This is a genomic window from Neotamlana nanhaiensis, from assembly GCF_000943555.1.
Classification (GTDB): Bacteria; Bacteroidota; Bacteroidia; order Flavobacteriales; family Flavobacteriaceae; genus Neotamlana; species Neotamlana nanhaiensis.
Map to the genome: position 1 here is coordinate 300,374 of NZ_JTDV01000010.1, position 15,031 is coordinate 315,404.

The window sequence follows — 15,031 nt, forward strand, 5'->3', positions numbered from 1 at the left end:
TAAAAATAAAGCATTAAATTTACCCCAAGTACAACCAAACCAATAAGCGTTAATCTTTTAATTTACCATATAAATGAAGGCAATTATAACCATATTATTAGCACTAGTAACTTTTAATATTTCTTTAGCTCAAAACGACACATTCGACAATCCACTAGCCGAAAAGCGTGCCGATCCATGGGTTTTTAAAACCGACGAAGGTGTTTACTACCTTATTGCCACTGTACCAGAATACAATCAAATTGTTCTGCGCCAATCACAAACTATTAATGGCTTAAAAACAGCTGAAGAAAAAGTAATATGGACAAAGCATAAAACTGGCGATATGGGAAACCATATTTGGGCACCAGAATTACATAAAGTTAATGGAAAATGGTATATTTATTTTGCTGCTGCACCTGCCGAAGACTTATGGAAAATTAGAATGTGGGCACTTTCAACAGACCATAAAGACCCCATGAAGGGCAAATGGAAAGAAGAAGGCCAAATAAAAACCAAAAACGATTCATTTTCTCTCGACGCCACCTCGTTTGAGCATAACGACAAACGCTACCTCATTTGGGCACAACGTGTTGGCGATGGCACAGCTTTAATTTTATCGGAAATGCTTAACCCAACAACACTTACTGGTCCCGAAGTTATTTTAACAAGACCAGAGTTTAGCTGGGAGCGCGTTAAGTATAATGTAAATGAAGGACCTGCAGTTATTAAAAAGAACGGTAAAATTTTTGTTACGTTTTCGGCAAGTGCCACAAACCACAATTATTGCGTGGGCCTACTTTGGGCAGACGACAAAGCCGATTTACTTAATGAAAATAACTGGCAAAAATCGCCAAGTCCAGTATTTTACACCAATGCAGATGTAAAACGATATGGACCAGGACACAACTCCTTTACAACTAGCGAAAATGGCGAAGATATTATTATGATTTACCACGCCCGCGATTACAAAGATATTATTGGTCATGAGTTAAGCGACCCTAATCGTGCTACACGTGCACGTGTAGTAAACTGGACTCCAAGTGGTTTCCCAGATTTTATGCAATATATTGGAGATTAACAAAACATATTTGTTCCATCATTTTTAACACGCAAATTATTTAAAAAAGAGCTGTAATTACTCGTTACATTTCTTTTACCAATTTGTTAACAAGTTCCGTTTTTATTACTAATAAATAATCGTATTTTTACCCCTAACAAAACCAAACTAGTTAATGGGTAAAATTATTGCAATTGCTAACCAAAAAGGTGGCGTTGGTAAAACAACAACCTCAATAAATTTAGCAGCTTCATTAGGCGTTTTAGAGAAAAAAGTATTGCTTATAGACGCCGATCCTCAGGCTAATGCCACTTCGGGAATTGGTGTAGACGTAGAATCGGTTGAAATTGGCACCTATCAAATTTTAGAGCATTCGCATGGACCAAACGAGGCTATTATTGGCACAAACACACCCAATTTAGATATTATACCTGCACATATAGATTTGGTAGCTATTGAAATTGAATTGGTTGATAAGGACAACCGCGAGTACATGCTTAAAAAGGCCTTAAAAGATGTAAAAGACAATTATGATTACATTTTAATAGATTGCGCACCATCATTAGGCTTATTAACACTTAATGCATTAACAGCTGCCGATGCTGTAATTATACCAATTCAATGCGAATATTTTGCGCTAGAAGGTCTAGGTAAATTATTAAACACCATAAAAAGCGTACAAAAAATACACAATAAAGATTTAGATATTGAAGGCTTACTACTTACCATGTACGATGCACGTTTAAGGCTATCGAACCAAGTGGTAGAAGAAGTACAAAAACACTTTAACGATATGGTTTTTCAAACTATTATACAGCGTAATGTACGTTTAAGTGAAGCCCCAAGTTATGGCGAAAGTATTATTAATTTTGATGCCTCGAGTAAAGGCGCTAATAATTACTTAAGTTTAGCCAAAGAAATTATAAATAAAAACTCCTAAATTATGGCGAAGGCAAATAAGAAACAAGCTTTAGGAAGAGGTTTATCGGCCTTATTAAAAGATCCAGATAACGATATACAATCGGCGCAAGATAAAAACGCCGACAAAGTTATTGGTAATATAGTTGAATTAGATTTAGAGGATATTGAAGTTAACCCGTTTCAACCGCGTACCAATTTTAGCGAAGAATCGTTACGCGAACTAGCATCTTCAATAAAAGAGTTAGGCATTATTCAACCTATAACCGTTCGAAAAATTGGGCACAACCAATACCAATTGGTATCGGGTGAGCGTCGTTTTAGAGCTTCAAAATTATTGGAATTAGAAACAATTCCAGCATATGTTCGTATTGCAAACGACCAAGAATCGCTAGAAATGGCCTTGGTTGAGAATATTCAACGTCAAGATTTAGATCCTATTGAAATTGCCTTATCATACCAACGTTTAATAGATGAAATAAATTTAACCCAAGAACAAATGAGTGAGCGCGTGGGCAAAAAACGCTCTACCATTACCAATTACTTGCGTTTACTAAAATTAGACCCCATTATTCAAACTGGTATGCGCGACGGGTTTATTTCTATGGGACACGGTCGTGCTTTAATTGCTATTGACGATACCAGCACACAACTCGATATTTACGAAAGTATTCTTACCAAAAAATTATCGGTTAGAGAAACCGAAAGTATGGTTCGCAATATAAACACACCTAATACCAAGGCCTCAAATAAAACCGATAACGAGATTCCTACGTTTATAAAAACAGGAATTAATTCGTTTTCGGAATACTTTGGGCACAAAATTGACGTTAAAGTCTCTAAAAACGGAAAAGGAAAAATAACGATTCCTTTTCATTCTGAAGAAGATTTTAACCGCATTAAAAAATTAGTTGAAGGTGCTAAATAAAATTGTAATAGCAAGTCTTTTATTTTTATTCTGTAGTTTTTCAATACTGGCTCAAAACGAGAACAACACCAAAGAATCAAAAAAAAAACAGCTCACTAACGAAGTTGTAATCGATTCTATTATTGAAATTCGAGAACCTATAGATGCTTTGCGCCCTGCTAAAGCCGCCTTTTTTTCGGCCATTTTACCAGGTTTAGGTCAGGTGTACAATAAAAAATACTGGAAGGTTCCTTTAGTTTATGCCGCTATTGGAACGGGATTATATTTTTATATTGATAACAGCAAGCAATACAACCGCTATCGCGATGCTTATAAAAGTAGATTAGCAGGCTTTACTACAGATGAATTCTATTATGATTCAAACGGAAACTTTCTAGAAACCCCAAGAATAACCACCGAAAACTTAGAAACTGCACAGGATTTCTACAAAAAAAACAAAGAAATCTCTCTTTTAGTAACCATTGGTTTATACGCCCTAAATATTATTGATGCCAATGTTGATGCGCATTTAATGCAATATAATGTAGACGAAAACTTATCTTTGGCACCACATTACGAATTTAATCAAATTGATGCCACAAGTAATTTAGGCTTAACCTTAAATTTTAAATTTTAACCTTTTAAATAAGGAAAAAATAAACACACACACATGAAAATAGCTTTACTAGGATACGGAAAAATGGGTAAAACCATTGAACAAATCGCTTTAAAACGCGGCCACGATATTGTTTTAAAAATAGATAAAGGCGATACCAATTACGACATTACCCAAGCCGATGTTGCTATAGATTTTAGTATTCCAAACGTTGCTTTTAATAACATATCTAATTGCTTAAATAATGGCGTTCCCGTAATTTCTGGAACAACTGGGTGGTTAGATGATTTCGATAACGCTGTTAATTTATGTAACGAAAAGAAAGGCGCGTTTATTTATGCTTCAAATTATAGTTTAGGCGTTAATATCTTTTTTGAACTGAATAAAACACTTGCTAAAATGATGACTAATTTGAAACAATACAATGTTTCGATGGAAGAAATTCATCATACACAAAAATTAGATGCGCCAAGTGGAACCGCTATTTCTTTAGCTAACGATATTATTTCAAACAACGCCAATTACAACGATTGGAAGCTGGAGGAAGCAGGCGAAAACATTATTCCTATTGCAGCAAAACGCATTGAAGATGTTCCTGGTACCCACACCATTACCTACGAAAGCGAGGTAGACACCATCACCATAGATCATGTGGCACACAACCGCCAAGGTTTTGCCTTAGGCGCCGTAATTGCTGCAGAATGGATTGTTGGAAAAACAGGCGTTTTTACCATGAAAGATGTGTTAAACATTGGTTAAAATCTATTTAACAAGTAACACAGAATAACATTTTGGTACTAACAACAACATTAACCTATTGCTAAGAGGCAATAATCAACATAAAAAGTTATGACTTGGACACAGTGGTTTATATTCTTATTAATTATTCAAGTAATTCATGGTTTAGGCACCTGGAAACTTTACATTAAAGCTGGCAGACAAGCTTGGGAAGCATTTGTTCCTGTGTATAATGCCATAGTTTTAATGAAAATAATTAACCGCCCTTGGTGGTGGACTATTTTACTGTTTCTACCCATTGTAAACCTCATTATGCTTATGGTGGTTTGGGTTGAAACTGCTCGTAGCTTTGGCAAAAACAGTATTCAAGATACAGCACTAGCCGTTTTAACATTAGGCTTCTATAATTATTATTTAAATTATGTTGCCAATGTTTCTTACGTTGAAAACCGAAGTCTTCAACCTAAATCGGGTTCAGGTGAATGGACAAGCTCTATTTTATTTGCAATTGTAGCAGCAACCATTGTACATACCTATTTTATTCAACCGTTTACTATTCCGTCATCGTCTTTAGAAAAATCGCTACTAGTTGGCGACTTTTTATTTGTTAGCAAGTTTCATTTCGGTGCACGTGTGCCTATGACAACCGTTGGAGCGCCTATGGTACATGACACCATTCCGGTAATAAAAAAGAAATCCTATTTATTCGATGACCATAAAGGTAGCTCCTCTTGGAAAAACAAACTACAACTCCCTTATTTACGTATTCCAGGGTTTGAAAGTATTGAGCGTAACGATATTGTGGTTTTTAATCAACCTGCCGATACGCTTTTGGATATGAACAACTTTCATCCAGATCGTAACTATTACAAACCTATCGATAAAAAAACCAACTTGGTAAAACGTTGTGTTGGGGTTGCTGGCGACACCCTAGAAGTTCGTGATGGTTTTGTTTACATAAATGGGAAGAAAAACGAACTGCCCGATCGTGCGCATCTACAATTTAGCTATTGGGTTCAACCAAAATCGAGCCAGTTCAATCCTAAATTTTTAAAGGATCGTTACGATATTACCGATGGTTTTGGGTTGAACAATCAAAATATATATTATTTCGCTGCTATTTCCGATGAAGCTTTGGCAAAGTTTAAAAACAATCCAAATGTAGTTAGCATTACGCCTAACATTAAAGAAAAAGGTGAACGTGATCCTAATATTTTTCCACATGATCCTAATTATAATTGGAATGTCGATCAATTTGGGCCACTTTATATTCCCGAAGAAGGAAAAAGTATTAACATTACCGTTGATAACCTGCCGCTTTACAAACGTGTAATTACCGAGTACGAAGGCAATACATTAAGTGTAAAGGGCAACCAAATTATAATTAATGGTGAAGTAACAAACAACTACACCTTTAAACAAAACTACTATTGGATGATGGGTGATAACCGCCACAACTCTATTGATGCTCGCGCTTGGGGCTTTGTGCCGTTTAGCCACGTGGTTGGAAAACCCGTATTTATTTGGATGAGTTGGGATGGCTCTAGCCCACGTTGGGAGCGCTTTTTTACAACGGTACAAGGTAAAGGAGAAGCTTCGTCTATGCTACTTCCTTTCTTGATTATTCTGATCGGACTATTTTTATTTAATAGATACTTAAATAAAAATTCAGACATATTTGAATCTGAAATGCCGCTTTCTGCCTTTCAATTTGCGTCAATTTTTGATCGTGTTAAAGCCGCCTTTATTGACACTGTTATACTCATTTTAATGATGTATGTATTCTCTTTAATTTTTGACAGTTTTGAACCTGTTTCAGAAATCATAAAAATTACGATTTACATATTGCTATTTATTTTATACGACCCCTTGTTAACAGCTTTAAAAGGAGGAACAATCGGTCATTCTATTCTAAAATTAGGTGTTAGAAAAGATGAAAACTATGATGAAAAAGGCAAAAGAATTCCTTTTTTAATTGCCATAATTAGATTTATACTTAAAGGCACTCTTGGTTGGGTTTCTTTATTAACTATTTCTGGAGACAAAAAGAAGAAATCAATACATGATAAAGCGGCTAAATCAGTCGTGATCAAACTCAATAAATAATCATTTAAAAAAAATTATTTACTTAAGTTATTCACACATTTCAATTAAAAAATTCCCACTTTCGTGGGAATTTAAATTATGAATATCATCTTACACCCAACATACTTCCCAAACATTAAGCATTTTGTTGCTATGGCAAATGCCGAAGAAGTATGTTTTGAAATGGATGATAATTTTATAAAACAAACCTACCGAAATCGAGCAAATATTTATGGTGCAAATGGTAAATTAACCTTGAATATTCCGGTTGTTTATTCTCAAAAAAATCGGCAAAAATACCGTGATGTTAAAATTTTTAATGATGAAAACTGGCAGAGCAACCACTGGAAATCTTTAGAATCGGCTTATAGAACCTCTCCTTTTTTTGAATTTTATGAAGATGAATTGCAACCACTTTTTACCGAAAAAGCTGATTTTATTTTAGATTTTAATTTGAAGTGTTTTGAAGTAGTGTGTGTTTGTTTACAATTAGATTTAAACCTAACACAATCTACAACCTTTGAAAAGGAAATAACCGATAAAACAGATTTTCGACCATTAGTTAATGCTAAAAAAGAAACCGCGCCTAACTTTGATAGTTACACGCAAGTTTTTAGCAATAAACACGGTTTTATACCCAACTTAAGCATCCTAGATTTACTATTTAATGAAGGCCCAAATGCCTTAAATTATTTAGAATCTCAGCAACTAAATGTATTATAATGTTACAACCCTTTGTACATTACGGCACTCATTTTTTATTACCTTTAATAATAGCCATAGTATTTTACCGTAAACAATGGAAAATTGCTTATATAACTATGGCTGCAGGCATATTAATAGATTTAGACCATTTGCTCGCAACACCTATATTCGATCCTAATCGTTGCAGTATAGGTTATCATCCGCTGCATTCTTGGTTTGCTATTTTATTTTATATTTTTCTTTTGGTTCCTAAAAAATCGCGTTTAGTCGCACTTGGCTTAGTTATTCACATAATTGCCGATATCTTAGATTGCAGCTTTATGTAATTAAATACCACCGTAAATTAAATCTTCGGTTAAATCTAGAGTTTCAACCTGACTCAAATCGGTTACCAAACGTGTACTGTAGGCTTTACAGGCCTTCCACTCGGTTTTATAGTATTTTTTTACGGCTTTCAATTCCTTTTTATCAATAAGCGGTTCTTTAGTAAACATGCTGTCTGGCAATAATCGCGCTCCATGTAAAATGCCATAACGCAATCCGCCTAAATACAGTTTCCAAAATAAATTTAAAACTCCATTTTTAAATTTGCGTCGCTTAGTCATATTAACATATTTACCAACAAATTGCATCGCTTTTAATTGTTTTTCTGAATAGGATTTATGTTTTCTAGACAAATCTAAATCGCTTAAATTGACCGTCGTATTTAAAGCATTTGCAATACCTCCTATAAAAGCTTTTGAATCATTTTTTAAATCGTTGTAAACTAAAACCAAAGGCTTTTTATTAAAATTAGTTTCTAAAATTTTAATTTGCCTATCGTAATCCATGTGTAATTTTTTAAAATAACCTGAATCGTTTTCTACATCAAAAAAATCTTTAAAACTCCCCGTAAAACCATTTTTTACATAACGTCTATATTCCGAAGCAATGTAACTATCATGCCTTCTAAATACAATTATAGATAAAGTATCTGGGTAAGCTTTTGCGAATTTTTGAACCTCACTTTCAAAAACTCGACGATCTAACTCGCGTGATACCAAATACCTTTTATACGCGCCTTTGCTTATAATTTTTATAGATTTTTTATAGCGCGTTCGTTGAATATAAAAAAGCCCTTTAAGCTTTGGAAAGACGCGATATTGTAAAAAAGTAGTTCCTGTTTTTGCGGTACCAACATGAAAAAAAACTTCAGGTTGATTGTTTTTGGTTAACGTTTGCATTTGTAAGTTTTTGATGGTTAGCACTTAAACCACAAACATAATTGCACTATGTTATTTAAAAGTTATTGCTAATTCTTTTTATAGCTAACATTTAAAGCAACATATTAATAAAGCGTTAAACCTATTTACTACTTAAAGTTGTTGTAATGGGATAATGATCGGAGTAATGACCTTTAAACGTATTAAAACCATTTACAGAGAAGGCATCGTCGGCAAAAATAAAATCAATACGAATGGGAAAGAATTTAAAATGATAGGTTTTACCAAAACCACTCCCCGCTTCAATAAAAGCATCGTTTAAATCGCCTTTAATTTTTCGGTAAACATATGAAAAATCCGTATTGTTGAAATCACCACAAATAATCATTTTATAATGGCATTTATTACGATGCTCTAAAAATAATTCGGTTTGAAACTCTTGTTCCTTAAATGTAGAATTAACCCTTTGAAACAAACGTTCGGAATCTTCATTTTTAAGACTTTCTACCTCAGGATTTATTTTTAAAGATTCTAGGTGAATATTATAAACTCTAATGGTATCTTTTCCGTTTACAACATCAGCAAAAATGGCATTATTGGCTGTATTAGGAAACTCAATTGATCCAGAATTAATTATTGGGAAATTCGAAAAAATAGCTTGTCCAGATTTAGTTTTCTTCCCTGATAGCTTTTCATATTTATACTTAAAAAAAGATAAATCGACGTTTTTATGTGGATGATATTCTTGAATGCTCAAAATATCGGGAGAGGCGTCTTTAATTAAATCTACTATTTTGGTTTCAACATTTTCTTCAGGCAACCAATCGTAAAGATTAAATAAGCGCACATTGTAATTCATCACTTTAAAATTACCCGAATTTTCAATATGTTTTGATGATGAAAACTTATACAGCGATCCATAGGTGAAATAACCTATAACCAAAACAACTAACGACAATATTAACTGCTTTTTTAGCTTAATAAGCCAATACAATAAAAACAGTAAATTCATTAAAATTAGAAACGACACCCCCAAATTTAGCACCGCTAAAATGCCAAATGTTTTAGGTGGTAAAAAAGGCAACACATAAGACAGCAACAATAACAGCGCAAAAACGCCATTAAAAAAATAAACAACTTTATTTATAAAGCTAAGTTTACTCATGTGTTGCTTGTATTGCTTGTTTTAATTTGAAGATTTTTAAACTTTGAAAAATTACGAGTTTACTACTTACCTGCTCTAAATAAAAACTCCTTTTCCTCTGATGTTAAACTATCGTAACCACTTTTACTTATTTTATCGAGAATAACATCCACTTTTTTTTGATTATTAAACTCATTAAAATCGGCTTTAGTATAACCACCTACTTTATTTTTGTTTTTGTGTACTGTTTTTAAAGGCCCTTTTTTTGAAGACTTAAATACGTTGAAAATTTTGTCCATTAACCGTTCAAAACCACTACCAATATCACTTCCAACTTGTAACTGCTTCGCATAAATATAACCTAGTAATGCACCTCCCAAATGAGCCAAATTACCACCAGCGTTAGCACCTAATAACCCAACAACATCTAAAACTACAATACCTAAGCCAATATACCATAATTTAATATTGAAAGTAAAAAAGCGCACTTCTTGGTTTGGCATGTAAGCACATAAAAAAATAAGTAACGCCCTAACTGCAGCCGAAGCTCCCAACAACCTAGAATACTCACCAAACAAGCTAGGCAACAAGGTATAACCTAACATAAATAATATGCCCCCGAAAATAGCTCCTAAAAAATAAACGTTTAAAGCCATTTTTGAACTAAACAGATTTAAAAACATACGCCCCAAAAAGAACAACCAAAGCATATTGAACAAAATATGTAAAAAATCGGTTTCCGAATGCAAAAACGCATAACTAATTATGGTCCACGGTTTGGTAATAAACTCACTAAAACTACTTGGTAATTCAAACCAAACCATTTGATTTTTAAACACAAGTGATAGCAAAAAAACAACCACATTAATGGCTATAATTTTTTCTAATACATTTAGGTTAGCAAATTTGTATTTTAAGTCTTGAACAAAAGAACTCATTAATACCAACGATTTTGGTTAAACTGATTTTTTTTCCAATACCACATAATAATAAATCCGGTAATCGCGCCACCAACGTGAGCCATATATGCCGTATTACTTGGACTAAAAAAGGATTGTCCTGTAATGCCAGAAATCAAATCTAATATAATAATTCCAGGGATAAAATACTTAGCTTTTATAGGGATAGGAAGAAAGATCATCATAAGTTCTGCATTAGGGTTCATCATCCCAAAAGCTGCTAAAACTCCCATTATACACCCCGAAGCGCCTACCATTGATGCAAAATAAATTTCGTTAAACTCCTGCCCAATAGCTCTAAACGCTTTACCTTCTTTAAACACTTCAATAATTTGGTCTTGTGTAAAACCTAAAGCCATCGCTTCTTGTTCCATAGGAATATACCTAAAATAATAGTAGCCTAACTGTAACGCTACCGCTCCTAATCCAGCCGATATATAAATAAACAAAAAACGCTTTGAGCCTAAGGCGTTTTCTACAGGCGTACCAAACATCCAAAGTGCAAACATATTAAACAACAAATGTGTAACACTAAGGTGTTGTAAATATCCGCCACCATGCATAAACATGTGTGTAATAATTTGCCAAGGTTTAAACGCTTCATTTTTTGGAAAATATAAAGCAAACCAATCATAAAATACTCCATTGCCAATAAAAAGCGTTCCTATAAACATTAATACATTAATGATTATTAAGTGTTTTACAGTCTCGGAGATTCTCATCATAATTTAAACTTTCTTATTGTAAATCTTTAATCTAAGTTAAAGTAACATTATATAAATTTTTTATCTAATTCATCAACACTCATCGTAATAAATGTTGTTTTATTAGTAGGCGAAACATTAGGTTCTTTACAAGCAAATAACTTATTTACTAAATGTTCCTGTTCATCTTTTTGTAAAGATTGCCCGGTTTTAATTGCCAAACTTTTAGCCATTGATTTCGCTAGTAAATCGGCCGCACTAAAATTACTATCGGGCACTTCGTTTTCTACATCGCTTATTAACTGCTCTAAAATAATAGATACTTCACTTTCGGGAACACCAACAGGAACGCCTGTAATTTCGACAGTTTCTTGAGTTATTTCAGCAAACATAAACCCTGTAAATTCAAGATCTTCTTTTAATTGCTTAATAATTTCTACATCTTGTTTTGAAAAATGCAGCTGAAGCGGAAACAATAATTGCTGGCTCGTAGCTTCTTTTATTGTTAGATTTTTTAAAAAATCCTCATACAACACCCGCTGATGCGCACGGTACTGGTCGATAACCAACATACCCGATTTTATAGTACTAACAATGTATTTATTGTGAATTTGATAGGTTGTATTCGCCTGTTCAATCTCCTCATTTTCGAACATTGAAGCTGTTTGTTCTTCACTTTCAAATTGAACTTCACTAAAATCGACAAGTGTATCGTCGTTATTATTAATTTCTTTTGAAGCTACACCGACATATAAACTATCCCAATTACTTGGCGTTGTTTTAAATGAAGTACTTTGCTTAGACACAGAAGAAAAGGACGGTTTTGCTTCACTTTTAACCGCTTCATCTTGAAACGGGTTAAAGCTTCTGTCCACTTCAATTTGCGGCGCTTTTATATTGCGTTTTTGCTGTTCGTAAGTCGTATCTAAATTCGGGTCTCTATCAAAATCTAAAACTGGAGCAATATTAAACTGCCCTAAACTGTGTTTAACCGCAGCTCTTAATATGGCGTAAAGCGTATGCTCGTCGTCGAACTTAATTTCGGTTTTAGTTGGATGAATATTGATATCGATAGTTTGCGGATCGACATCTAAATTTAAAAAATAACTCGCATGTGTCCCACTTTTAAGCAATCCTTCGAAAGCTGAAGCAATAGCATGATTTAGGTAGGCGCTCTTTATAAATCGATTATTTACAAAAAAGTATTGTTCGCCTCTAGTTTTTTTAGCATACTCTGGCTTACCAACAAAACCTGAAATTTTAAGTACTTCGGTGTCTTCGTTAACAGGAACCAATTTTTCATTGGTTTTGCTTCCAAAAACATTAACAATGCGCTGTCTAAAATTACTAACAGGCAAGTTAAAACTTTCGCCACCGTTGTTATACAGCAAAAAACTTATGTTGGGATGCGCTAAAGCCACACGATGAAACTCATCGATAATATGTCGTAACTCTACAGCATCTGATTTTAAAAAGTTACGTCGCGCCGGGATATTAAAAAACAAATTCTTTACCGCTACCGATGTACCGTTAGGTGTAACCACAACCTCTTGGGCTACCACTTTACTTCCTTCAATTTGAACCGTGTTCCCTACATCATCAGTTTCTTGCTTCGTTTTAAGTTCTACATGAGCAATGGCCGCAATACTTGCCAAAGCTTCACCACGGAAACCTTTTGTATGTAGCTGAAATAAATCGTCGGCAGAACGAATTTTAGATGTGGCGTGACGCTCAAAACTCAATCGAGCATCGGTAGTACTCATGCCTTTACCATCGTCAATAACCTGAACTAAGGTTTTGCCGGCATCTTTAATAATTAATTTTATCGTATTTGCTCCAGCATCAATGGCATTTTCAAGAAGTTCTTTAACTACCGAAGCGGGACGTTGTACAACTTCTCCTGCGGCTATTTGGTTTGCTACATGATCGGGTAAAAGTTGTATAATGTCTGCCATAAATTATTATGAAAAAAATATAGATAAATCGAAATCGATTATAAATAAAAATATTAAAACTAAAATTCCCACAATTATTAAAATACGACGATTCGCTTCTTTATCTGGATTTTTATAATCTTCTAAAGCCTCGTTAAATCGTGTTTTTATGCTTTTGTTGGTTTCAACGGTTTTTCTAAAATCGTCGAATTTATGTTTAATTTCAAACGGATTACCTTCGCCTTTATCGTCGAAATAACGTGGTTGATAATTAAATTTTTTGTTTTTACGCGTTTTTAAAAGTCCCATAGTGTTTAGCTTTAAGTTACATGTATTTTTTTTCGAGTAAATACATACAAATCAATAATAATACCAAAGCCAAAATTAATGTGCGAATTGGCATAATGCCCTTTGCTTTTTTTCTGTTCCCCACACTGCTTCGCCATTTTGAGACAAAGTCTTTTTTATCGGCATCACTTTCGTTGGATTTTTCTTTATTTTCCTTTGAAAAACGAGGCTGGTAATTAAACGTTCTGGGCTTGCGTTGTTTAAACAAAATTGTGGTATTTAAACCTCAAAAATACTTAAAAATAGGCAGAATTAAGACGTAGAAATGCCAAAAATTGTTAACAACAAGGCTTGATGACCACAGACTCGAGGCCAAAATAAATGCGAACTGCTTACTGTTAACTATTCAAACGCAATTGGGCCATTTTAATAGCAGCAATCGCTGCTTCAGTACCTTTATTACCATGTTTTCCGCCAGAACGATCGATGGCTTGCTGCATAGTATTATCGGTAAGTACACAGAAAATTACGGGTGTATCGGTAGTAACATTTAAGTCTTTTATACCTTGAGTTACACCTTCGCAAACAAAATCGAAATGCTTAGTTTCACCTTGTATCACACTACCAATGGCGATTACAGCATCAACCTTTTGTTCAATCATTTTTTTACAACCGTAAATAAGCTCGAAACTTCCTGGAACATCCCAACGAATTATAGCATCTTTAGCAACACCATTATCAATTAAAGCATCAATAGCACCTTTACACAAGCCTTCGGTGATGGTTTCATTCCATTCTGAAACAACAATCCCAAACCGAAAGTTACTCGCGTTTGGGATTGTGTTTTTATCGTATTCTGATAAGTTTTTATTTTCTGTAGCCATATTATTTGTTAGCTAACACTTGTGCTTTTCCTATTAACACTTCAACTTTAGAAGCTTCGGTAGAATTAGCATAGTCTTCTTGTATTTTTTCAAAATATCCTAAAGCCCTACTTGCTTTTCCTAATTCTAAAGCAATTACACCTGCCTTGTACAAATACATTGGTGTAGTATACTCATTGTTTCTCATATTAGCAGCTTCTTCGTAATAGCTTAATGCATCTTCTTGCTGATTTAATTGTGCAAATGCATCACCTATATTTCCTTTTGCTAATGGCGCTAACACTTCATCTTCACTTTTAAAATCACTTAAATACTCAATCGCATTTTTGTAATTTTTTAAGTTTAAATACGCTGTACCTGCATAGTAATTTGCTAAGTTAGCCGATGGTGTTCCGCTGTATTCTTCAACAATATCTAACATACCAAATTTACCTTCGCCACCAGACAACGCTAAATTAAATAACGAATCTTTCGCCGTTCCTGTACTGTTTACAGCATCGTTAAAATATTTTTGAGCTTGAAACATATCGTTCATAGCATTGATTTGTTTTGGCTTCGCAATAAACTCTTTATAGCCCATCGAACCTAAAACTACTAAGGCAACAACACCAATAATAATGAATATATATTTCTGATTTTTCTCAACAAAAGCCTCTGTTTTCGACGCAGTTTCGTCTAAGGTATTAAATACTTCTGCAGTAGTAGAATCCTCTTCAATATCAATTTGCTTTTCTACTTTTGTTTGTGGTTTCCCACCTTTCTTTTTATAAGTCGCCATGCTATGCTGTCTAAATTATTGTGGCGCAAAAATAAAATTTTTCTTCATAACTAAAAGCCTATTTATTTGATATTTTTCAATAATTTGCGCTTCTTTATAGCTTGTAAGCCTTTAAATGCAAATTTAGCTG

Annotated in this window: 16 protein-coding genes and 2 pseudogenes; 9 read left to right on the forward strand and 9 right to left on the reverse strand. The window is 33.9% G+C overall.

Annotated elements, in window-relative coordinates; genetic code table 11:
* The first annotated feature begins 73 nt into the window (after window positions 1-73).
* From PK35_RS11925 to PK35_RS11960, 9 genes and pseudogenes are all read left to right on the forward strand, one after another.
* Window positions 74-1,060, forward strand: a complete 987-nt coding sequence (locus tag PK35_RS11925; protein ID WP_044626782.1) for a glycoside hydrolase family 43 protein — start codon at window positions 74-76, stop codon at window positions 1,058-1,060.
* 154 nt (window positions 1,061-1,214) lie between these two features.
* A complete protein-coding gene (locus PK35_RS11930; RefSeq protein WP_044626783.1) occupies window positions 1,215-1,979 on the forward strand; it encodes a ParA family protein in 765 nt (254 codons plus the stop codon).
* A 3-nt stretch (window positions 1,980-1,982) separates the two neighbouring features.
* Complete coding sequence (locus PK35_RS11935; protein ID WP_044626784.1) at window positions 1,983-2,885, forward strand: ParB/RepB/Spo0J family partition protein; 903 nt, start codon at window positions 1,983-1,985, stop codon at window positions 2,883-2,885.
* Entirely contained in the window at window positions 2,875-3,501 is a 627-nt protein-coding gene (locus tag PK35_RS11940; RefSeq protein WP_044626860.1) for a DUF5683 domain-containing protein, read from the forward strand. Before PK35_RS11935 ends, PK35_RS11940 begins: the two co-directional genes overlap by 11 nt.
* A 33-nt stretch (window positions 3,502-3,534) precedes the next feature.
* Window positions 3,535-4,239: a 4-hydroxy-tetrahydrodipicolinate reductase gene (gene dapB, locus PK35_RS11945; protein ID WP_044626785.1), complete on the forward strand. Its 705-nt coding sequence runs from the start codon at window positions 3,535-3,537 to the stop codon at window positions 4,237-4,239.
* Between the two features lie 90 nt (window positions 4,240-4,329).
* Window positions 4,330-5,889 (forward strand): annotated as a pseudogene (gene lepB, locus PK35_RS11950) (signal peptidase I); the annotation flags it as partial.
* A gap of 54 nt (window positions 5,890-5,943) precedes the next feature.
* Window positions 5,944-6,324 (forward strand): annotated as a pseudogene (locus tag PK35_RS17890) (RDD family protein); the annotation flags it as partial.
* Window positions 6,325-6,402: 78 nt separating this feature from the next.
* On the forward strand, window positions 6,403-7,026 hold the full coding sequence (locus PK35_RS11955) for a WbqC family protein (protein ID WP_044626786.1): 624 nt from the start codon (window positions 6,403-6,405) through the stop codon (window positions 7,024-7,026).
* A complete protein-coding gene (locus tag PK35_RS11960) occupies window positions 7,026-7,334 on the forward strand; it encodes a DUF6122 family protein (RefSeq protein WP_044626787.1) in 309 nt (102 codons plus the stop codon). Before PK35_RS11955 ends, PK35_RS11960 begins: the two co-directional genes overlap by 1 nt.
* Here the strand turns inward: PK35_RS11960 and PK35_RS11965 are convergent, their stop codons facing one another.
* The 9 genes from PK35_RS11965 to PK35_RS12005 form a co-directional block, all read right to left on the reverse strand.
* Window positions 7,335-8,231, reverse strand: coding sequence for a hypothetical protein (locus tag PK35_RS11965; RefSeq protein WP_044626788.1), 897 nt, complete (start codon window positions 8,229-8,231; stop codon window positions 7,335-7,337).
* A 121-nt stretch (window positions 8,232-8,352) separates the two neighbouring features.
* Window positions 8,353-9,375 (reverse strand): endonuclease/exonuclease/phosphatase family protein, encoded by a 1,023-nt coding sequence (locus PK35_RS11970; RefSeq protein ID WP_044626789.1) that lies wholly within the window; start codon window positions 9,373-9,375, stop codon window positions 8,353-8,355.
* 62 nt (window positions 9,376-9,437) lie between these two features.
* Window positions 9,438-10,292 (reverse strand): rhomboid family intramembrane serine protease, encoded by an 855-nt coding sequence (locus tag PK35_RS11975; protein ID WP_044626790.1) that lies wholly within the window; start codon window positions 10,290-10,292, stop codon window positions 9,438-9,440.
* A complete protein-coding gene (locus tag PK35_RS11980; protein WP_044626791.1) occupies window positions 10,292-11,038 on the reverse strand; it encodes a rhomboid family intramembrane serine protease in 747 nt (248 codons plus the stop codon). The genes PK35_RS11975 and PK35_RS11980 overlap by 1 nt, the downstream gene beginning before the upstream one ends.
* Window positions 11,039-11,085: 47 nt before the next feature.
* Window positions 11,086-12,972, reverse strand: coding sequence for a DNA mismatch repair endonuclease MutL (gene mutL, locus PK35_RS11985; RefSeq protein ID WP_044626792.1), 1,887 nt, complete (start codon window positions 12,970-12,972; stop codon window positions 11,086-11,088).
* A 6-nt stretch (window positions 12,973-12,978) separates the two neighbouring features.
* Entirely contained in the window at window positions 12,979-13,260 is a 282-nt protein-coding gene (locus PK35_RS11990; protein WP_044626793.1) for a hypothetical protein, read from the reverse strand.
* 16 nt (window positions 13,261-13,276) lie between these two features.
* Window positions 13,277-13,507 carry a hypothetical protein gene (locus PK35_RS11995; RefSeq protein WP_044626794.1) on the reverse strand — a complete coding sequence of 77 codons (231 nt, stop codon included), beginning with the start codon at window positions 13,505-13,507 and terminating at the stop codon, window positions 13,277-13,279.
* 130 nt (window positions 13,508-13,637) lie between these two features.
* Entirely contained in the window at window positions 13,638-14,123 is a 486-nt protein-coding gene (gene ribH / locus PK35_RS12000; protein ID WP_044626795.1) for a 6,7-dimethyl-8-ribityllumazine synthase, read from the reverse strand.
* 1 nt (window position 14,124) lies between these two features.
* Window positions 14,125-14,901 carry a tetratricopeptide repeat protein gene (locus PK35_RS12005; protein WP_044626796.1) on the reverse strand — a complete coding sequence of 259 codons (777 nt, stop codon included), beginning with the start codon at window positions 14,899-14,901 and terminating at the stop codon, window positions 14,125-14,127.
* Between the last annotated feature and the right edge of the window lie 130 nt (window positions 14,902-15,031).